General features: G+C 65.3%; 17 protein-coding genes. 12 read left to right on the top strand and 5 right to left on the bottom strand.

What is annotated here, in order from left to right; all coding sequences use genetic code 11:
* Nucleotides 1-132 precede the first annotated feature (132 nt).
* The 6 genes from NMQ14_RS13240 (at nucleotide 133) to NMQ14_RS13215 (ending at nucleotide 7790) form a co-directional block, all read left to right on the top strand.
* Nucleotides 133-1062, top strand: coding sequence for a mechanosensitive ion channel family protein (locus NMQ14_RS13240; RefSeq protein ID WP_257096868.1), 930 nt, complete (start codon nucleotides 133-135; stop codon nucleotides 1060-1062).
* A gap of 58 nt (nucleotides 1063-1120) precedes the next feature.
* On the top strand, nucleotides 1121-3757 hold the full coding sequence (gene leuS / locus NMQ14_RS13235) for a leucine--tRNA ligase (protein WP_257096867.1): 2637 nt from the start codon (nucleotides 1121-1123) through the stop codon (nucleotides 3755-3757).
* A 14-nt stretch (nucleotides 3758-3771) separates the two neighbouring features.
* Entirely contained in the window at nucleotides 3772-4287 is a 516-nt protein-coding gene (lptE, locus tag NMQ14_RS13230; RefSeq protein WP_257096866.1) for an LPS assembly lipoprotein LptE, read from the top strand.
* Between the two features lie 5 nt (nucleotides 4288-4292).
* Entirely contained in the window at nucleotides 4293-5297 is a 1005-nt protein-coding gene (holA, locus tag NMQ14_RS13225; RefSeq protein WP_257096865.1) for a DNA polymerase III subunit delta, read from the top strand.
* 412 nt (nucleotides 5298-5709) lie between these two features.
* Complete coding sequence (locus NMQ14_RS13220) at nucleotides 5710-6966, top strand: glutamate-5-semialdehyde dehydrogenase (RefSeq protein ID WP_257096863.1); 1257 nt, start codon at nucleotides 5710-5712, stop codon at nucleotides 6964-6966.
* A gap of 227 nt (nucleotides 6967-7193) precedes the next feature.
* Nucleotides 7194-7790 carry a MarC family protein gene (locus NMQ14_RS13215; RefSeq protein ID WP_257096861.1) on the top strand — a complete coding sequence of 199 codons (597 nt, stop codon included), beginning with the start codon at nucleotides 7194-7196 and terminating at the stop codon, nucleotides 7788-7790.
* A gap of 13 nt (nucleotides 7791-7803) precedes the next feature.
* Here the strand turns inward: NMQ14_RS13215 and ybaL are convergent, their stop codons facing one another.
* The 3 genes from ybaL to NMQ14_RS13200 all read right to left on the bottom strand — a co-directional run bounded on the left by ybaL (nucleotide 7804) and on the right by NMQ14_RS13200 (nucleotide 12354).
* Nucleotides 7804-9462: a YbaL family putative K(+) efflux transporter gene (gene ybaL / locus NMQ14_RS13210; protein ID WP_257096860.1), complete on the bottom strand. Its 1659-nt coding sequence runs from the start codon at nucleotides 9460-9462 to the stop codon at nucleotides 7804-7806.
* Between the two features lie 162 nt (nucleotides 9463-9624).
* The gene (locus NMQ14_RS13205; RefSeq protein WP_257096859.1) at nucleotides 9625-11025 is read right to left on the bottom strand and encodes a FecR family protein; all 1401 of its coding nucleotides are present in this window, start codon (nucleotides 11023-11025) and stop codon (nucleotides 9625-9627) included.
* A gap of 9 nt (nucleotides 11026-11034) precedes the next feature.
* Nucleotides 11035-12354 carry a tetratricopeptide repeat protein gene (locus NMQ14_RS13200; protein WP_257096858.1) on the bottom strand — a complete coding sequence of 440 codons (1320 nt, stop codon included), beginning with the start codon at nucleotides 12352-12354 and terminating at the stop codon, nucleotides 11035-11037.
* A 252-nt stretch (nucleotides 12355-12606) separates the two neighbouring features.
* Here NMQ14_RS13200 and NMQ14_RS13195 point away from each other — a divergent pair, with 252 nt between their 5' ends.
* Entirely contained in the window at nucleotides 12607-13191 is a 585-nt protein-coding gene (locus NMQ14_RS13195) for a chalcone isomerase family protein (protein WP_257096857.1), read from the top strand.
* Nucleotides 13188-13733: a methylated-DNA--[protein]-cysteine S-methyltransferase gene (locus NMQ14_RS13190; protein ID WP_257096856.1), complete on the top strand. Its 546-nt coding sequence runs from the start codon at nucleotides 13188-13190 to the stop codon at nucleotides 13731-13733. Before NMQ14_RS13195 ends, NMQ14_RS13190 begins: the two co-directional genes overlap by 4 nt.
* On the opposite strand, the gene NMQ14_RS13185 is transcribed toward NMQ14_RS13190, so the two are convergent.
* Nucleotides 13672-14031: a dihydroneopterin aldolase gene (locus tag NMQ14_RS13185; protein WP_069039234.1), complete on the bottom strand. Its 360-nt coding sequence runs from the start codon at nucleotides 14029-14031 to the stop codon at nucleotides 13672-13674. The two genes, NMQ14_RS13190 and NMQ14_RS13185, sit on opposite strands and share 62 nt — an antisense overlap.
* Before the next feature lie 63 nt (nucleotides 14032-14094).
* On the opposite strand from NMQ14_RS13185, the gene plsY reads away from it, so the two are divergent.
* Nucleotides 14095-14709: a glycerol-3-phosphate 1-O-acyltransferase PlsY gene (gene plsY / locus NMQ14_RS13180; RefSeq protein WP_257096855.1), complete on the top strand. Its 615-nt coding sequence runs from the start codon at nucleotides 14095-14097 to the stop codon at nucleotides 14707-14709.
* A 10-nt stretch (nucleotides 14710-14719) separates the two neighbouring features.
* Here the strand turns inward: plsY and tsaD are convergent, their stop codons facing one another.
* On the bottom strand, nucleotides 14720-15730 hold the full coding sequence (tsaD, locus tag NMQ14_RS13175; protein WP_257096854.1) for a tRNA (adenosine(37)-N6)-threonylcarbamoyltransferase complex transferase subunit TsaD: 1011 nt from the start codon (nucleotides 15728-15730) through the stop codon (nucleotides 14720-14722).
* A 129-nt stretch (nucleotides 15731-15859) separates the two neighbouring features.
* Between tsaD and rpsU the strand changes: the two genes are divergently transcribed.
* The 3 genes from rpsU to dnaG all read left to right on the top strand — a co-directional run bounded on the left by rpsU (nucleotide 15860) and on the right by dnaG (nucleotide 18425).
* Nucleotides 15860-16072 carry a 30S ribosomal protein S21 gene (gene rpsU / locus NMQ14_RS13170; protein WP_008061479.1) on the top strand — a complete coding sequence of 71 codons (213 nt, stop codon included), beginning with the start codon at nucleotides 15860-15862 and terminating at the stop codon, nucleotides 16070-16072.
* A gap of 118 nt (nucleotides 16073-16190) precedes the next feature.
* Complete coding sequence (locus NMQ14_RS13165) at nucleotides 16191-16646, top strand: GatB/YqeY domain-containing protein (protein WP_257080983.1); 456 nt, start codon at nucleotides 16191-16193, stop codon at nucleotides 16644-16646.
* A gap of 12 nt (nucleotides 16647-16658) precedes the next feature.
* The gene (gene dnaG, locus NMQ14_RS13160) at nucleotides 16659-18425 is read left to right on the top strand and encodes a DNA primase (RefSeq protein WP_257096852.1); all 1767 of its coding nucleotides are present in this window, start codon (nucleotides 16659-16661) and stop codon (nucleotides 18423-18425) included.
* Nucleotides 18426-18452: the final 27 nt, after the last annotated feature.

Below are 18452 nucleotides of genomic sequence, written 5' to 3'. Positions count from 1 at the left end.
CCGCCACTACAGCGGTGGGCGATTGCAGGCGCTTACCCTGCCCGGCTCCTGCTTTCAATGTCGTGATGACGGGAACCGACACGACATGAGGGTGTCGGGAAAGATGACTTCACTGCAAGGGAGAACACAAGAATGGCCGAATGGACTCAATGGACCACCTGGTTCTACAGTTGGGCGATGGAACGCCTGCCACTGCTGCTCGACCTGTCGATACGGCTCGGCTTCATCCTGCTGCTCGCGTGGGGGCTGCGCCTGGCGGCGCGGCGCGCGATCAATCTCGTGTACGCCGCGCTGAAGAATCGCACCGACTGCATCGAAGACGTCAAGCGCATCGACACGCTGGTGCGTGTGGCACGCTACGCTGCGTCGGTGGTGGTGTTCGTCATTGCCGGCGGTCTGGTGCTCAGTGTGATCGGCGTGTCAGTCGCACCGCTGCTCGCCACCGCGGGCGTCGCCGGCATCGCCATCGGTTTCGGCGCGCAAAGTCTGGTGAAGGATCTGTTCGCCGGCTTTTTCGTGCTGCTCGAGAACCAGATCCGGGTCGGCGACGTGGTGAGCATTGCAGGCCACGATGGTGCAGTCGAGGCAGTGACCTTGCGCTACGTGCGACTGCGCGACTACGAGGGCAATGTGCATTTCGTGCCGAACGGTGAAATCACGACCGTCACCAGCCGCTCGCGCGAATTCGCCCACGCCGTGCTCGACGTCGGCGTGCACTACCGCGAGCGGGTGGATGACATTCTTGAGGTGATGAAGGCGGTCGCCGCCGGTCTGCGCGAGGATGAACAGCTCGGGCCGAAGATTCTGGGCGATCTGGACATCGCCGGCGTCCAGTCGTGGGACGACTCCACCGTGACGCTGCGCGCCCGGCTGAAGGTGGTGGCGCTGGCGCAGTGGGAGGTGAAGCGCGAATTCCTGCGCCGGCTGAAGGCCGAATTCGATGCACGCGGCCACGAAATCCCGTATCCGCAGGTCACGCTGTCGCTCGCGCGCGAGACCGAAAAGGCGCTGATCGAGCAGATGAGCAGCCGGCTGGCGCCGCGCAAGCTGTCCTCTGCCTGAGGTCCGCACAGCCTATAATCGCGGGTTTGCACCCCTAACCTCGCTGCAAACCCGCGCCATGCAACAGAAACAGACCTCCGCCTACACGCCGTCCGCCGTCGAGGCCGCCGCCCGGCAGCACTGGGACACGACGCACGCCTTCCGGGCGGTCGAAGACGCGAGCCGCCCGAAGTACTACTGCCTGTCGATGTTCCCCTACCCGTCGGGCAAGCTGCACATGGGCCATGTGCGCAACTACACGATCGGCGACGTGCTGACCCGTTTTCACCGCATGCGCGGCTACAACGTGCTGCAGCCGATGGGCTGGGACGCCTTCGGCCTGCCGGCCGAGAACGCGGCAATCAAGAACGCGGTGCCGCCGGCGAAGTGGACCTGGGACAATATCGCCTACATGAAGCAGCAGCTTCAGTCGCTGGGCTTCGCCATCGACTGGAGCCGCGAACTGGCCACTTGCCAGCCGTCCTACTACAAGTGGAACCAGTGGCTGTTCCTGCGCATGCTGGACAAGGGCATCGCCTACAAGAAGACGCAGGTCGTGAACTGGGACCCGGTCGACCAGACCGTGCTGGCCAACGAACAGGTGATCGACGGCCGCGGCTGGCGCACCGGTGCGCTGGTAGAGAAGCGCGAGATTCCCGGCTACTACTTCGGCATCACGCAGTACGCCGACGAACTGCTGAACGACCTCGACACGCTGGAGGGCTGGCCCGAGCGCGTGAAGACCATGCAGGCGAACTGGATCGGCAAGAGCACCGGCGTGCGCTTTGCCTTCACGCACGACATCCGCGATGACGCGGGCGCGCTGATCGACGACGGCAAGCTGTGGGTGTTCACCACCCGCGCCGACACCATCATGGGTGTCACCTTCTGCGCCGTGGCCGCCGAACATCCGCTGGCCACGCATGCCGCGCGCCACAACCCCGATCTGGCCGCCTTCATCGAAAAGTGCAAGCACGGCTCGGTGATGGAAGCCGACATGGCGACCATGGAAAAGGAAGGCCTGCCGACCGGACTGACCGTCGTACATCCGCTGACCGGCGAAGCGGTGCCGCTGTGGGTCGGCAACTACGTGCTGATGAGCTACGGCGACGGCGCAGTGATGGCGGTGCCGGCGCACGACGAGCGCGACTTTGGTTTTGCGAAGAAATACGACCTGCCGATCCGGCAGGTGATTTCGCTCGGCGACAAGGTGTTCTCGACCGACGCATGGGCCGAGTGGTATGCCTCGAAGGACGGCATGTGCACCGCAAGCGGCCGGTACGACGAGCTGGGTTACGAAGCGGCGGTCGACGCGGTGGCGGCCGATCTCGCCGCAAAAGGGGGCGAAAAGAAGATCCAGTGGCGCCTGCGCGACTGGGGCGTGTCGCGCCAGCGCTACTGGGGCTGCCCGATACCGATCATCCACTGCGACCACTGCGGCGACGTGCCGGTGCCGGACGAGCAGTTGCCGGTGGTGCTGCCGGAAGACTGCATTCCGGATGGCTCGGGCAACCCGCTGCTGAAACGCGACGACTTCATTCACGTCGCCTGCCCGAAGTGCGGCGCGCCTGCGAAGCGCGAAACCGACACGATGGATACCTTCGTCGATTCGAGCTGGTACTACGCGCGCTACTGCTCGGCCGGCAACGATGGCGCCATGGTCGATGAGCGCGCCAATTACTGGATGCCGGTCGACCAGTACATCGGCGGCATCGAGCACGCCATCCTGCACCTGCTGTATTCGCGCTTCTGGTGCAAGGTGATGCGCGACATGGGGCTGACCACGGTGACCGAACCGTTCGGCCGCCTGCTGACCCAGGGCATGGTGCTGAACCACATCTATTCGCGCCGCACCGACAAGGGCGGCATCGAATACTACGCACCGGAAGAGGTGACGCCGCTGCGCGACGACGCTGGCCGCATCACCGGCGCCACGCTGATCGCCGATGGCCAGCCGGTCGATTTCCAGGGCATGGGCACGATGTCCAAGTCCAAGCGCAATGGCGTCGATCCGCAATCCATCATCGACGAGTTCGGCGCCGACACGGCACGCTTCTTCATGATGTTCGCCAGCCCGCCGGAACAGACGCTGGAATGGAACGACGCCGGCGTCGAGGGCGCGCACCGCTTCCTGAAACGGGTGTGGGCGTTCGCGCAGGGCTTCGACGCCGACCTGCGTGCGCACATGCCGGCCCGTGCCACGCTCGGCCGCGCGAAGCTGCCCGCTGAACTGGCCGACCTGCGGCGCGAACTGCATCTGGTGCTCAAGCAGGCCAGCTACGATCTGGGCAAGCAGCAATTCAACACGGTCGCGTCGGGCGCGATGAAAATGCTCAATGCACTCGAGAAGGCACCGCGCGACGGCGCGCTTGCAGCAGAAGTGATCGGCGAAGGCCTGTCGATGCTGCTGCGCGTGCTGTCGCCGATCTGTCCGCACATCACGCACGTGCTGTGGCGCGACTGCGGCTTCGGCGACGACATCCTGAACGCGTCCTGGCCCGAACCCGCCGACTCGGCGCTGGTGCAGGACGAAATCGAGCTGATGCTGCAGGTCAACGGCAAACTGCGCGGCAGCCTGCGCGTGGCCACCGACGCGGCGAAGGACGTCATCGAAGCGCAGGCGCTGGCCAGCGAGGCGGCGCAGAAATTCATGGAAGGCAAGCCGGCGAAGAAGGTTGTCGTGGTGCCCGGCCGTCTGATCAACATCGTGTGCTGACGCGGGAGAAACGTGTGACCGCCCCTGATTTCAAGGCCCGCCGCAGCCTGATCGCCGCCACCGGCAGTGCGCTGCTGCTCGGCGCCTGCGGCTTCCACCTGCGCGGCGTGCGTGACCTGCCGTTCGCAACCGTGTTCATCAATGCCAGCCCCTACGCCGAAATGACGGCGCAGATCCGGCGCGCCATCGACGCCCAGAGCACGACCCGCGTCACCGACGAGCTCAAGGACGCCGATGCAGTCATCGACATCACGGAAAACCGCGTCGAGAAGGTCATTCTGAGTCTGAACTCCGCTGGCCGGGTGCGTGAGTACCAGTTGCGACAGCGCTTCGGATTCAAGGTCCGGAGCCCGAAGGGCGAGGAAATCGCGCCGGTGTCGACCATCGAAGTCCGCCGCGACATCACGTCCAACGACGTCGAAGTGCTGGCCAAGCAGGAAGAGGAACAGTTGCTGTACGCCGAAATGCAGGGCGATGTCGTGCAGCAATTGCTGCGCCGCCTGCAGGCGATCAAGAAGAAACCCGCCTGACCCGCATGCAGTTGCGCGCCGAACAGCTCGACGGCCACCTGAAAGGCTCGCTCGCGCCGCTCTACGTGCTGCACGGCGACGAGCCGCTGCTGGTCATCGAAGCGGCGGATTCGATCCGCACCGCGGCGCGGGCACGTGGCTTCACCGAGCGCGAAGTGCTGATGGTGACGCAGTACTTCAAATGGTCGGCGCTGGCCGAAGCGGCCGGCAATATGTCGCTGTTCGGGGGCGACAAGCTGATCGACCTGCGCATTCCGACCGGCAAGCCGGGACGCGACGGCGGAGACGTGCTGACGCGCTTTGCGGCCAGTCCGCCCGCCGGGACGGTGACGCTGATCACGCTCCCGCAGATGGACTGGAAGGCGCAGAAGAGCGCCTGGTTTGCCGCGCTGTCGGCGACCGGCGTGGTGCTGGAGCTGAACGCACCGCCGCTCGACCGCCTGCCGGACTGGCTGGCCGCGCGCCTGTCTCGGCAGCAGCAAAGCGCGGATCGGGACGCGCTCGACTTCATGGCGACCCATGTCGAAGGCAATCTGCTGGCCGCCAATCAGGAAGTGATGAAGCTCGGGCTGCTGCATCCGCCGGGCAAGCTCACGCTGGAACAGGTGCGCAACGCGGTGATGGACGTCGCGCGCTACGACGTGGAAGACCTGCGTCAGGCACTGCTGGCCGGCGATGCAGCACGAGCGAGCCGGCTGCTCGACGGCCTGCGCGCCGAAGGCGTGGCCGCACCGCTGGTACTGTGGATCATCGTGGCCGAGCTGCGCACGCTGGCCATTGCGCGGGCTGAAATGGACGCCGGCCGCAGTGCCGATGAAGCTCTCGCCACCGCCCGCATCTTCGGCGCCCGCCAGTCGCCTTACCGGCGCGCACTCGCGCGGCTGTCATCCGGTGCCACGCGCACGGCGCTGATGCAGGCGGCCCGGCTCGACCGCATGATCAAGGGGGTTGCGCGCGGCGATGTGTGGGACGAGTTCCTGCAGATCGCGCTCAGGGTCTGCGCACGCTGAGTGTTGCCACGGGGACAGGCGGTCGTTCGTGTCGTGAGTAGCGGACTGCTGTTGGGCATCGCTGCGCTCACCCCAACCTACAAGGACGAGCCCTGCCTGCAAAGCGGTATCGCCCCACCAATATGGCCTCAGCACCACCGCCCGCGCCCGATCCGTAGGTTGGGGTGAGCGCAGCGATGCCCAACACACCACACCACACCGCACCCGCCCCGACCACCGCCTCGGCCTCACCTCATCGACCGCCCCTCATCACCGCCCGCCACGCCCAACCGTAGGTTAGGGTGAGCGCAGCGATGCCCAACAACCCTACCCCGGCCCCTCGCTTGCCAGAAACCGGTGGCACGCCGCCGCGCTTTCTGCTTTCATCCGCCTTTACCCGCAGTCACCGCGACCGAGCACTCCAGGACACGAGATGGACATCAAGGACTACATGAATACGCTGGGCCGTCAGGCCCGGGCCGCGTCGCGCGTCGTGTCGCAGGCGTCGACCGCCGCCAAGAACGACGCGCTGTTGCGCATCGCCGCACTGCTGCGCGAGCGCGCGCCACAATTGCTCGAAGCCAATGCGGCGGACGTGGCCGCGGCGCTCGAGAACGGTCTGGACGCGGCAATGATCGACCGACTGACGCTGAGCGCCAAGGGCGTCGAAGCCATGGCCACCGGTCTGGAACAGGTGGCCGCGCTCCCCGATCCGGTCGGCGAAATGACCGATTTCAAGCGCCGGCCGAGCGGCATCACGGTGGGCAAGATGCGCGTACCGCTGGGCGTGATCGGCATCATCTACGAAGCGCGGCCGAACGTGACGGCGGATGCCGCGGCGCTGTGCCTGAAGAGCGGCAACGCGGCCATCCTGCGCGGCGGCTCGGAAGCGGCGCGCTGCAATCAGGCGGTCGCCGCCTGCGTACGCGACGGACTGGTCGCCGCCGGCCTGCCGGAAACTGCGGTGCAGGTGGTCGACACCACCGACCGCGCGGCGGTGGGTGAGCTGATCACGATGCCGCAGTTCGTCGACGTGATCGTGCCGCGCGGCGGCAAGGGACTCATCGAACGCATTTCGCGCGATGCCAAGGTGCCGGTGATCAAGCATCTTGACGGCAACTGCCATGTCTACATCGACGAGCAGGCGGATGACGACAAGGCGGTGCGCATCGCCGACAACGCGAAAACCCACCGCTACGGCACCTGCAACACGATGGAAACGCTGCTGGTGCATGTCGCCGCGGCACCCCGCGTGCTCGGCCGGCTGGCCGACATCTATCTCGGCAAGGGTGTGGAACTGCGCGGCTGCGAGCGCGCGCGCGCGCTGGTGCCGGCGATGATGGCCGCCACCGACGAAGACTGGGCAACCGAATACCTGGCGCCCATCCTCGCGGTGCGCATCGTCGATTCGCTCGATGAGGCGATCGATCACATCAACCGCTGGGGCTCGCAGCACACCGACGCCATCGTCACCGAGAATCACACGCGGGCGATGCGCTTCATTCGCGAGGTCGATTCGGCATCGGTCATGATCAACGCATCGACCCGCTTCGCCGACGGCTTCGAGTACGGACTGGGTGCGGAGATCGGCATTTCGACCGACAAGATCCACGCCCGCGGTCCGGTCGGCCTCGACGGTCTGACCAGCCAGAAATGGGTGGTGCTGGGGGACGGCCAGGTGCGGTCTTGAGAGTCCGTACCGTAACCGGAGCGCTTGTCCGTGCTTCGTCGAGGGGCGAATCTTTCGGGGAGTCATGTCGGGCATCGCTGCGCTCACCCCAACCTACCGATCTGCCGGGTGGCACCGTCATGTTCGGCATTGCTGCGCTAACCGTACCTGCGTGCCGCACTCCGTAGGTTGGGGTGAGCGCAGCGATGCCCAACGTCTCCCTCACGCGCGCCACCTGATTCCAGAACATGTCCGACAGCTTCCTCTCCGCCAGCATCCTGCTTCTGCTGCTGTTCGATCCGTTCGGCAATGCGCCCGTGATGACGGTGCTGATGAAGGACGTTCCGCGGGAGCGGCGCCGGCTCGTCATCCTGCGCGAGTGCTTCGCCGCCTGGCTGGCGCTGGTGCTGTTCATGTATGCCGGCGAATCGGTCATGCGCGTGCTTCAGCTGTCGGAAACTTCGCTCGGTATCGCCGGCGGCGTGCTGCTGTTCCTGATCGCGCTGCGCATGATTTTCCACCAGCCGGATGGCGTGTTCGGCGAGTGGTCGGGTGGCGAGCCGTTCATCGTGCCGCTGGCGATTCCGCTGATCGCCGGACCGTCGGCGATGGCCATGGTGATGTTGCTGGTGTCGCGCGAGCCGGAGCGCTTCTACACCTGGCTGGGCGCGATGAGCGCCGCCATGGCCGTCACCACTGTGGTGCTGCTAGCCGCCGGACCGCTGATCCGCAGGCTCGGCGAACGCGGCACCGCTGCGCTGGAGCGTCTGATGGGGCTGCTGCTGTGTGCGATCTCGATCGAAATGCTGCTGGCCGGCATCCGCAACTTCATCGACACCCTTTGAGACATCCTTTGACTCAGACCATCGCGTCGATGACCCGCTGCGCCATGCCGCGCGCAATCTCGGTCTCACCGATGACGGTGTGCGTCGCGCCGTGCTTTTCCAGGTGCGCCAGTTCGGCGTCCGTGTAGGCACGCGCAATGACCTCGATGTCCGGATTGATGCGCCGGGCGTGCTCGATGATCTGACCGGCTTCCAGCGCATCAGGAATGGCGACCAGCAGGAAACGCGCGCTCTCGATGCGCGCTGCCTCCATCATGCCGGGCGCCGCACCGTTGCCGTACAGCGCCGGGATGCCGTCACCGTTCAGCGCCTCGACCACTTCCGCATGGTCTTCGATCACGACCACCTTGTGCCCGCTTTCCAGCAGTGCCATCACGATGCGGTGGCCGACCTTGCCGAAGCCGACCAGCACGACATGACCTTCGATTCCGGTTGCGGCGGCGGTATCCGGCACGACCGCGCTCGCCGTGCCTTCGCGCGCTTCCAGCCACGGCTTGAGCCGGTCCAGCGCAACGAACAGCAGCGGATTGAGCAGGATGGAAATGATGGCGCCGCCCAGTATCAGGTCGCGCCCGGTTTCCGGCAGCAGCCCGAGTGACAGACCCAGGGTCGCGAGGATGAACGAGAACTCGCCGATCTGGGCCAGGCTGGCCGACACCGTCAGCGCGGTGCTCAGCGGATGGCCGAAAGCGCGCACGATGGCCGCCGCGGCGATCGATTTGCCGATGACGATGATGAACACGGTGGCAAGCACCAGCAACGGCTCGCGCACGACGATGGACGGATCGAACAGCATGCCGACCGACACGAAGAACAGCACCGCAAACGCGTCGCGCAGCGGCAGCGACTCTTCCGCGGCACGGTGCGACAGTTCGGATTCGCTCAGGATCATGCCGGCAAAGAAGGCGCCAAGCGCGAACGACACGCCGAACACATAGGCCGAGCCCAGTGCGAAGCCGAGTGCGATGGCCAGTACGCCGAGCCGGAACAGCTCGCGCGAACCAGTATCGGCAATGCGTTCCAGCGTCCATGGGATCACCCGGCGTCCGACCACCAGCATGACGACGACGAAAGCGGCCACCTTGCCCAGCGTGATGGCAAGCGTCTTCAGCAGCGCATCGCCGCTCAGCGCATCACCCTGGCCGCCGAGCAGACCGCTGAAGGCGGGGATCAGCACCAGCGCCAGCACCATGGCGATGTCTTCGACGATGAGCCAGCCGATGGCGATGCGCCCGCGTCGGGTGGTTTCGAGCCGCCGCTCCTGCAGCGCCGTCAGCAGCACAACCGTGCTGGCGACCGACAGTGCCAGCCCGAATACGATGCCCGCCCCGACGGTCCAGTCCATCGCCCAGGCCAGTGCCATGCCGAGCAGCGTGGCGATGCCGATCTGCACGATCGCCCCCGGAATGGCGATGCCCTTCACCGACATCAGGTCCTTCAGCGAAAAATGCAGGCCGACGCCGAACATCAGCAGGATGACGCCGATTTCGGCCAGTTCCTGCGCCAGCGCGACATCGGCGACAAAGCCGGGCGTGAACGGACCGACCGCGATGCCGGCGACGAGGTAGCCAACCAGCGGCGGCATGCGCAGCCGATGCGCCAGCGAACCGAAGATGAACGCGAGCACGAGACCGCCGACGATGGTCGTGATCAGCGGGGTGTGATGGGGCATGTTGCGTGGTGTCCGTTTTTTGTCTGCCGACGGACCAAGACCGCGCTGCGCGGGGATCGTTCGCGCAGCGTCGGGACAGGACGCGAAAAGCCAGGGGTCGGCGACCCGGGCGTGCCGGGCCGCCGAAAAGACGACTGCCGCGCGCGGCCGCGGCGCGCGCCGTCAGTTGCCCATGTTCGAACCGCCCTTGGCGAACACCGCGGCGCCCGTCACCTTGTCGATGCCGCCGATGGCGCTGTCGAAGGAGTACACAACCCCGGCCCGCTCCGCTGCAGGCCCGGCGAAGAAACCATGGAAGCTGCCGTTCGGTGTGCTGCCGCATCCGCTGCAGCTGTCGAAGGAGCCGGCAAAGGCGGCCGTACCCGAATTGATCGATCCTGAACCGGAGACGTTGAACGTGACCGCGCTGACGGTGACGCCGAGATCCAGATCAGCCGTGTAGCTGCTGAAATCGGCCAGCAGCGTACCGCTGACCGCGCCACCCGGCGCGCCTCCCGAGGTGGTCGGCGTCGTTGCGCCGCTGAGGCTGTAGGTCGCGCTGATGCCGCCGAGCGCCGCCAGATCCGGCGTGGCACGGCCGGTGACGTAATGCAGGTCGGCGATGACGTCGCCGTCGCACGAAAAGCCGGAGCATGACGCGCTGGCCCAGCGGCCCCAGCCGATGATGCCGTCCTGTGCTGACTGCACGACGGTGCCTGCAGTCAGCACGCCGCTGTCGCCATTGTCGGCTGACTTGAGTGCGCTGCCCTCGATGACCGTGGTTACACCAGTGAGCGTGACCAGGCCGCCATAGCCTCCGTACTGTTCGGTGTACTGCCCATACACGTAATAGCCGTCGCCCGACTGCAGGTCACCCTGCGGGTCCTGCCCGTCAAGCGTGACCAGATCACCGTCGTCGTTGCGTTCCTCGCCGACGAGAAACACCTCGTTGCTCACCGCTGGCTCGACGCCGCCCGACGCATTCGATGGCGGCGGCGGCGGCAGGTCGGTCTTGACCTCGATGATGACGGGTATCGTGTTCTGGTCGGCCACATACGCACTCTGCCCATCCTCGACCGTCAGGCATCCGGCACCGTTGCACACATCGACGGCGCCATCGCCGGTCGTGACATTCACGCTGTTGCCGTAGGCCACGGAGAATTCGGTGCCGCGGATGCCGATGGTGGCGACCGAGGTGGTGAGCTTGTAGTTGCTGCGATTCGCCTTGCCGACCAGCCCGGTGATGGTGCGCAAACCGCCCTTGAGCAGGTTGAAGAAGCCGCGGTCCTCGTCCGGTTTGCCGGCGAATGCGTACTGGTCGATGCGGAACTGTGTCTGTGGTTGCAGTGACACCAGTGCGCCGTCGGTGAAGCGCATCTGGGCACGCCCGCTGCCGGTGTCGATGGTGTCGCCACTGCCCACCTGCGCGCCGCGCGTCAGCGGACGGCTGCGTCCGTCGGCTGCGACCGCCCGGACTTCGCCGGCGGTGAATTCGACGCGCGCCGCGCTGTCGGCATTCACGGTGAGCGGAAACGCGGCTGCCATGGCGAGCGCCAACGGGACTGGCCTGAAAATCCGGGTCATGGCGATCTCCTAGAACGTACGGCGCACGGCGAACTGTGCAACGCCGCGGCGATAATCGTTGATGCTGAAACTGGAATCGTTGCGCATCAGTGTGACGGACGGCGTCAACAACCAGCGTTCGGTCAGCGCATAGGTTGCACCGAGCGACAGCGTGGTCAAGGTATCGTCGCGCACGCGCAGGAACAAGGGATCGGGATTCTCGTAATCACGTGCTTCATGAGCGAGCGCACCGAACAGCAGCCAGCGCGGGTCAAGCGTGTGCTGGGCGCCGACACGGAAGCCGATGACATCGTTGCCGGCGATATTGACGCCGGAAGGCAGATCGTTGCGACCGGTTTCGCTGCCCAGATAGAAACTGCCGAACATCATCGTCTTGCCACCCTGCAGCACGTGGGCGTGACCAACGCCATAGATGTTCCGGTTGACGTCGCGCACGTCGTTGCTGCCGTCGTAGCGCAGGCGTACATGCTGCATGAAGGCGGTCGTCTGGTTGCGCGCGTCGTGCGTGTGCTGCCACTGCAGGCTCAGGCCGGTGTAGTCGCGCAGCTTGTCGCTGTCCACCTCGAAGATGCCGCCCTGCAACGCCGCGGTGACGCGGTTGGCGCCACGCGTCCAGGCAACGCCTGCGTTGCCATCGACCGCAGTCGTGTCGAAGCGCGATTCACCGCCGTTGAATCGACCGGCCCCGGACACGCCACCCACCACCGCCCACTCGCGACTGACCGGAATTCGCGCATTGAAGCCGCCGGCGAGTGACGAGAACCAGGCGTCGCGGCTGCGGCTGTCGCCGGTCAGCGTGAAGTCGCCGATCAGACCCGGAATCGCGATCGAGCCGGCCGACGTGGCGCTGTTGACGTTGGTATCGCGCCCGACCGCTGCCTCGACGAAGCCGGAAAAGGACGGTCTGGGCGCGGTCGGCGCACGATCGATCGCCGACAGCAGACGATCGAGCGAGCGTGCGACCTCCGGCGGCACATTCTGTCCGCGCACCGCCTGCAACTCGCGTTTTGCGCTCGCCGATTCGCCAAGCGCGAGATAGGCGCGACCGATTTCGGCGCGGGCACGCGCGTTGTCCGGCTGCAACGCCAGCACCCGTTCGAGTGCGAACACCGCCAGCGTATGGCGACCGGTTTCAACGGCTGCAATGCCGAGCAGCAGATCGAATTGCGGGTCGCCGGCACGTTCGCTTTCCTGCGGCGCCAGCAGGGCATAGGCCGCTGCATGACGCCCCGCTTCGATGTGTGCAGCCGCCTGCTCGGTGACCGACTGCGCATGGGCCTGGCTACCCAACCACAGCACGACAGCCGGAAGGTAAAGCCATCGTCGCAAACCAGAAGCGGACGTCCGATGGGCACGCCACGCTGACCTTTTCGTTGTTCTCATGTGTTCTCCCTGCCGCGGAAACATGCGGCAACTGAATATCCAGGTCCTCAATCTTTGCACCTCAAGACATGAAAAACAATAGGTTGCAGCTTCTTTTTAAGGCTATTTCCTAAACAAATCTGTCATCTTTGCCACTTCAGCGTTGCCATCGCATGGCGACGCGGGATAATCAGATGTTCTCCCAGTACGGAGTCCGGCATGCCGTCACGCGCCTTCGCGTTGTTCATCACTTTCTTTTTCTTGTCCGCTCCGCTGTACGCAGCAGAGCCCGCGGCACAGCGTTTCGATCCGGTTACCCGCGTCGCCGATGCGCCACTGAAGCTCAATGGCGAAGGCATTCGCAGCCTCTATTCGCTCAAGGCCTACGCGATCGGGCTATACCTGGGCGCCCCGGCAGACAGTCTCGACAGTGCCATGAAGGTGCCGGGCGCCAAGCGGATCGAAATCGTGTCGATGGTCGATGTACCGGCCGAGCACTTCAACAAGCCGTTGATCCGCGGCATCAGGAAAAATCTGCCGCGCGACGAGTACGAGGCGATGCAGCCGCGCATCAAGGCTTTTTCGGAACAGGTGCTGGCCATCGGATCCGTGAAATCTGGCAGCCGGCTGGCGCTGGACTGGATACCCGGCCGCGGTACGCGCATCGTGGTCGATGGCCAGCCTTCGACCACGCTGATCAAGGGCGAAGATTTCTATCGCAGCCTGCTCGCAGTGTGGATCGGCCCGGTGCCCACGCAGGACGATCTGAAGGCACAGCTGCTGTCGGGTCGTACCGCGCAATGAGCACGGTGGAAGACGACTGGGACGTCATCGTTGGCGCACCGGGCTTTGCACTCGGCGTTCGGCTGGCAGCAGACACTGTTACCGGCATCGAATTTCTCCCTTCCGGGCTGACGCGCAGTGCGCGCTGCGCCCTTGGCCGCGAAGTCACTACCCAGCTCACGGCCTATCTGCGCGATCCGCTGACGCCGTTCGAGCTGCCGCTTGCCGCGGCCGGCACGCTGCACCAACGCGCGGTCTGGCAGGTGATGCGGGCGATCTCACCGGGGCGTACCTTGACCTACGGCGAAGTCGCAGCGCAGATCGGCAGTTCGCCACGCGCGGTGGGCGGTGCCTGCGGCGCCAACCCCTTTCCGGTCGTGATTCCCTGCCACCGCATCGTTGCGGCAGGCGGCAGGCTGGGTGGCTTCGCGCATTCGACCTCCGGCTTCCTGCCCGGCATCAAGCGCTGGCTGCTGGCACACGAGGCCGCCGCTGGCGGCTTCAGGCTGTCGGCGAACGGCCGCGCTCTATCGTCACGCCGACCTGACGCACATCTTTCATGATGCCGGTCTTGGCGATCGATATCTTGACCCACGGCGCCTTGAAGTCTTCGAGCATCATGTGGATGACGAATTCGCCCAGCGTTTCCAGCAGGTTGAAGTGGCGCTGGCCCAGTTCGGCGCGGATGCGATTGACCACTTCGGCGTAGTCGATGGTGTCGTTGATGTCGTCGTTTTCGGCTGCGGCGTCCGGAACGCCAAACGTCATGCTGATTTCCAGCTGTTGCGTATGCGCTTTTTCGCGGGCGTAAATACCGACCGAAGCGGTCACCTTCATGCCTTCGATGAATATGCAGTCCATGACTCGCGTGCTGCCCGTGTGGAACTAGAATGACCGGATTCTACGTCGGGCCCGTCACATATCGTGAATACCGCTTCAAGCATCGCCCTCGCTCTCGTCATCGGCTACGCCTTCGGATGCATCCCCTTCGCCGTCATCACCAGCAGGATCTTCGGACTTGCCGATCCGCGCACCTACGGCTCGGGCAACCCCGGTGCCACCAACGTACTGCGCTCCGGCAACAAGAAGGCAGCAATTCTCACGCTGCTCGGTGACGCGCTGAAGGGGTGCGTTGCCGTATGGGTGGCGCGCGCACTGGGCATGGGCGACACCATGGCCCTGCTGGCCGGCGTTGCAGCTTTTGTCGGCCACGTCTTTCCTGCCACGCTGGGCTTTCGCGGCGGCAAGGGGGTTGCTACGGCGGCCGGTGTCATGCTGGTTGCTGTTCCCCAGGCAGGCATGATCGCACTCGGCATCTGGATAGCCATCGCGGCGGTCACCCGCTACTCATCGCTCGCTGCTCTGCTTGCCGCATGCAGCGCGCCGATCACGGGCCTGCTCTACACCGGCTCAGCTGTGGTGTGCGGTGCATTCGCCGCGATGGCCGGACTGCTGATCTGGCGCCACGCCGAAAACATCCGCCGTCTGATGAATGGCAGCGAAAGCCGTATCGGGCGCAAGAAAACCGCCGCTGGCTGACGCGACACGTTCAGATCGTATCGAGCGCCCAGCGCGGCCGCACGGTTATTTCGCCGCCCGTCGAGGTCTGTACCAGACCGGCCGCCAGCCGCAACGCGCCTGCAAAGGCGATCATTGCGCCGTTGTCGGTGCACAACGCCAGCTCCGGGTAGAACACACGGCCGCGCCGCTGCGCCAGTTCGACATCGAGCCGGCTGCGCAGGCGCCGGTTGGCACCGACGCCTCCGGCCACGACCAGCTGGTTCAGGCGGGTGTGGCGCAGTGCGGCAAGACATTTTGCGACCAGCACGTCGACCACAGCCTCCTGGAATTCAGCCGCGAGGTCTGCCCGGGCAGCGTCTTCGACCCCCTTGTTGACCGTGTTGAGCACGGCTGTCTTCAGGCCTGAAAAACTGAAATCAAGATCCCCGCTGCCCAGCATCGGGCGCGGCAGCTTGATGCGGCCCGCCACGCCATGCTCGGCCAGTGCCGCGAGTGCCGGACCACCCGGGTAGGGCAGGCCGAGCAGCTTGGCGGTCTTGTCGAACGCCTCGCCTGCCGCGTCGTCCAGCGTTTCGCCAAGTAACTCGTACGCACCGACGCCGGTTACCCGCATCAGCTGCGTGTGACCGCCCGACACCAGCAGCGCCACGAACGGAAACGCCGGCGGGTCGGCCGACAGCAGTGGCGACAGCAGATGCCCTTCGAGGTGATGAATGGGGATCGCGGGCCGACCCAGCGACAGCGCGAGCGATTCCGCAAACGCTGCACCGACCAGCAACGCTCCGGCAAGGCCCGGTCCGGCGGTGTAGGCCACCGCGTCGATGTCGCCCGCAAAGATACCTGCCTCGGCCAGAACCTGACGGTACAGCGGCACGATGCGCCGCACGTGGTCGCGTGACGCCAGTTCCGGCACTACGCCGCCATAGGCCTGGTGCAGGTCGATCTGCGAATGCACGACGTGCGCCACCAACCCGCGCACGTCGTGGTAAAGCGCCAGACCGGTTTCGTCGCACGACGATTCGATGCCAAGTATCCACATGACCGATATTGTAAGGGGCGCAACGTCGGTCAGGCTTGGCACACCGCCAACTAGGCGATATACTCATCGGCTTTCCGTTATGCGTTTGCTTCCATCCAGAGAAGTGGGCGCGCCATTGAGGGCTGTTGCATGCCGGGTATTCGCGTCAAGGAAAACGAACCGTTCGAAGTGGCGATCCGTCGCTTCAAGCGCACCATCGAAAAAGCAGGCACGCTGACCGAACTGCGCTCACGCGAGTTCTACGAGAAGCCCACCGCCGAGCGCAAGCGCAAGCTGGCTGCCGCGGTCAAGCGCCATCACAAGCGGCTGCGCAGCCAGACCCTGCCGCCGAAGCTGTACTGATCGCCGGGCCCTGCAAGGCTGCAGGGCTTGAATCAAAAAGCCGGATGCGCTCCACAGCGCCTTCGGCTTTTTGTGTTTCTTGCGCCCCTTCAACCGTTTTCGCTGCGAGCACCCGACCATGAGCCTGAAGGACCAGATCACCGAAGACATGAAATCGGCGATGCGCGCCAAGGACAGTGCGCGTCTGGGCACGATTCGCCTGCTGCTTGCGGCGATCAAGCAGAAGGAAGTCGATGAACGCATCGTGCTCGACGATGCACAGGTCACCGCGGTCATCGACAAGATGCTCAAGCAGCGGCGCGATTCGATCAGTCAGTTCGAAAGCGCAGGCCGGCAGGATCTGGTCGACGCGGAAAAGGCCGAACTCGAAATCCTGACTGCCTACATGCCGCAGCAACTGGGCGCCGACGAGGTGCGCGCCGTCATCGCCGAGGTGATTGCGGCGGTCGGAGCAACCGGTCCGGCCGACATGGGAAAGGTCATGGGTCCGTTGAAGGCGAAGCTGGCCGGCAGGACCGACATGACCGCCGCATCGGCACTCGTGAAGTCCGCGCTCGGCGGCGCTGGCGGCTGACCGGGCGCGGGCATGATCCCGCAGTCCTTCATCCAGGAACTGCTCAACCGGGTCGACATCGTCGATGTGGTGGAGCGCCACGTGCCGCTGAAGAAGGCCGGCGCCAACTACCAGGCCTGCTGCCCGTTCCACAGCGAGAAGTCGCCCTCCTTCACGGTCAGCCCGACCAAGCAGTTCTATCACTGCTTCGGCTGTGGCGCCCACGGCAGCGCCATCGGTTTCCTGATGGAATACTCCGGCCTGCCGTATCCGGAAGCGATAGAGGAACTGGCGCGCCAGGCCGGCATGACCGTGCCACGGGAGGATTTCACGCCGGAAATGGCACAGCGTCGCCAACAGGCCGCTTCGCTGACCGAACTGATGGCGCGCGCCGCGATTCACTACAAGCAGCAGCTCAAGAAGACACCGCGCGCCATCGACTACCTCAAGGGGCGTGGTCTGTCAGGCGAGATTGCGGCACGTTTCGGCATCGGTTATGCGCCCGATGGCTGGCAAGGGCTGCGCGACGCCTTCGATGATTATGAGGCGCCCGGGCTGAACGAGTGCGGCCTGGTCATCGACGCCGAGGCGTCGGACGGCCAGGAAAGAGGACGGCGCTATGACCGCTTCCGCGACCGCATCATGTTTCCCATCTTCGACGCCCGCAACAACGTGATCGGCTTCGGCGGCCGCGTGCTCGACAAGGGTGAACCGAAATACCTGAATTCGCCGGAAACACCGCTGTTCTCGAAGGGCCGCGAGCTGTACGGCCTGACGCAGGCGCGCACGGCGATCCGCGACGACGGCTTCGTTCTTGTGGTCGAAGGCTATATGGACGTCGTTGCGCTGGCGCAGTTCGGCGTCGGCAATGCGGTCGCCACACTCGGTACCGCCACCACAGCCGACCATATCCACAAGCTGTTCCGCCAGACGGATCGAATCGTGTTTTGCTTCGATGGTGATCGCGCCGGTCGCAAGGCCGCTTGGCGTGCACTCGAATCGGCGCTGACCGAACTCGCCGACGGTCGATCGGCATCGTTTCTGTTCCTGCCGCCGGAACACGATCCGGACAGCTTCGTGCGCGAACAGGGTGCAGACCGCTTCCGCCAGCTTGCGCTGTCGGCTCAGCCGCTGAGCGAATACCTGCTGCACGAGCTCGAGGCGCGCTGCGACACGCACAGCGCCGAAGGGCGCGCACAGCTGGTGACGGAGGCGAAGCCGTTGATCACGCAGGTGCCGGCCGGCGCACTGCGCACCCAGCTGCTCCACCTGCTTGCGCCGGCGGTCGGCCTGTCAGCGGCCGAACTGGCAGAGGCGTGCGGGCTGCGCATGCCTCGGCGCGGCAGCTATCCGGCGCGCGCGCCGGCAGCGGCGCCACGCACAGCGCCGTCCTCACCTGCCCGCAAGTTGCTGTGCATCGTGATGCAGCGCCCTGAACTGAGCTTGCGGCTGGGTCATCTGGAATTCGTGGAGGACGACAGCTGGCTGCAGGCGGTGCAGGCCGTGGCGGACTGCCTGGAACATGGCGACATCGAATCGCCGAACGCCGCCGCGCTGATGGAATTCTTCCGGAGCAGCCCGCACGGAGCGCTGATGACCGAAGCTGCAGCCAGCTCGCTGGAGGATGTAGCCGATGAAGGTGCACTGCCGCACATGTTCGACGACACCATCCTGCATCTGCGACGTGCCGGAATATCGAATTCGATCAAGCGCTTGACGGAACTGAGCCGGCAGTCCGGGCTGACCCTGGCACAGCAGGAAGAGCTGCATCGTCTGTTGAAGGAAAAGGCCGGCACTTGAAACAGGCCGACGCTCCCCCTAAAACAC

The sequence above is a fragment of the Methyloversatilis sp. XJ19-13 genome, from assembly GCF_024580155.1.
Lineage (GTDB): Bacteria > Pseudomonadota > Gammaproteobacteria > Burkholderiales > Rhodocyclaceae > Methyloversatilis.
Note: the sequence above shows the minus strand (reverse complement) of the source record. Positions and strands in the feature narration are given on the sequence as shown.

What these genes read in the sequence shown, in the direction of transcription:
- NMQ14_RS13240 (WP_257096868.1), top strand. Translation starts at nt 133, where the DNA reads ATGGCCGAATGGACTCAATGGACCACCTGGTTCTACAGTTGGGCGATG.
- leuS (WP_257096867.1), top strand. Translation starts at nt 1,121, where the DNA reads ATGCAACAGAAACAGACCTCCGCCTACACGCCGTCCGCCGTCGAGGCC.
- holA (WP_257096865.1), top strand. Translation starts at nt 4,293, where the DNA reads ATGCAGTTGCGCGCCGAACAGCTCGACGGCCACCTGAAAGGCTCGCTC.
- NMQ14_RS13220 (WP_257096863.1), top strand. Translation starts at nt 5,710, where the DNA reads ATGGACATCAAGGACTACATGAATACGCTGGGCCGTCAGGCCCGGGCC.
- NMQ14_RS13215 (WP_257096861.1), top strand. Translation starts at nt 7,194, where the DNA reads ATGTCCGACAGCTTCCTCTCCGCCAGCATCCTGCTTCTGCTGCTGTTC.
- ybaL (WP_257096860.1), bottom strand. Translation starts at nt 9,462, where the DNA reads ATGCCCCATCACACCCCGCTGATCACGACCATCGTCGGCGGTCTCGTG.
- NMQ14_RS13205 (WP_257096859.1), bottom strand. Translation starts at nt 11,025, where the DNA reads ATGACCCGGATTTTCAGGCCAGTCCCGTTGGCGCTCGCCATGGCAGCC.
- NMQ14_RS13195 (WP_257096857.1), top strand. Translation starts at nt 12,607, where the DNA reads ATGCCGTCACGCGCCTTCGCGTTGTTCATCACTTTCTTTTTCTTGTCC.
- NMQ14_RS13190 (WP_257096856.1), top strand. Translation starts at nt 13,188, where the DNA reads ATGAGCACGGTGGAAGACGACTGGGACGTCATCGTTGGCGCACCGGGC.
- NMQ14_RS13185 (WP_069039234.1), bottom strand. Translation starts at nt 14,031, where the DNA reads ATGGACTGCATATTCATCGAAGGCATGAAGGTGACCGCTTCGGTCGGT.
- tsaD (WP_257096854.1), bottom strand. Translation starts at nt 15,730, where the DNA reads ATGTGGATACTTGGCATCGAATCGTCGTGCGACGAAACCGGTCTGGCG.
- rpsU (WP_008061479.1), top strand. Translation starts at nt 15,860, where the DNA reads ATGCCGGGTATTCGCGTCAAGGAAAACGAACCGTTCGAAGTGGCGATC.
- NMQ14_RS13165 (WP_257080983.1), top strand. Translation starts at nt 16,191, where the DNA reads ATGAGCCTGAAGGACCAGATCACCGAAGACATGAAATCGGCGATGCGC.
- dnaG (WP_257096852.1), top strand. Translation starts at nt 16,659, where the DNA reads ATGATCCCGCAGTCCTTCATCCAGGAACTGCTCAACCGGGTCGACATC.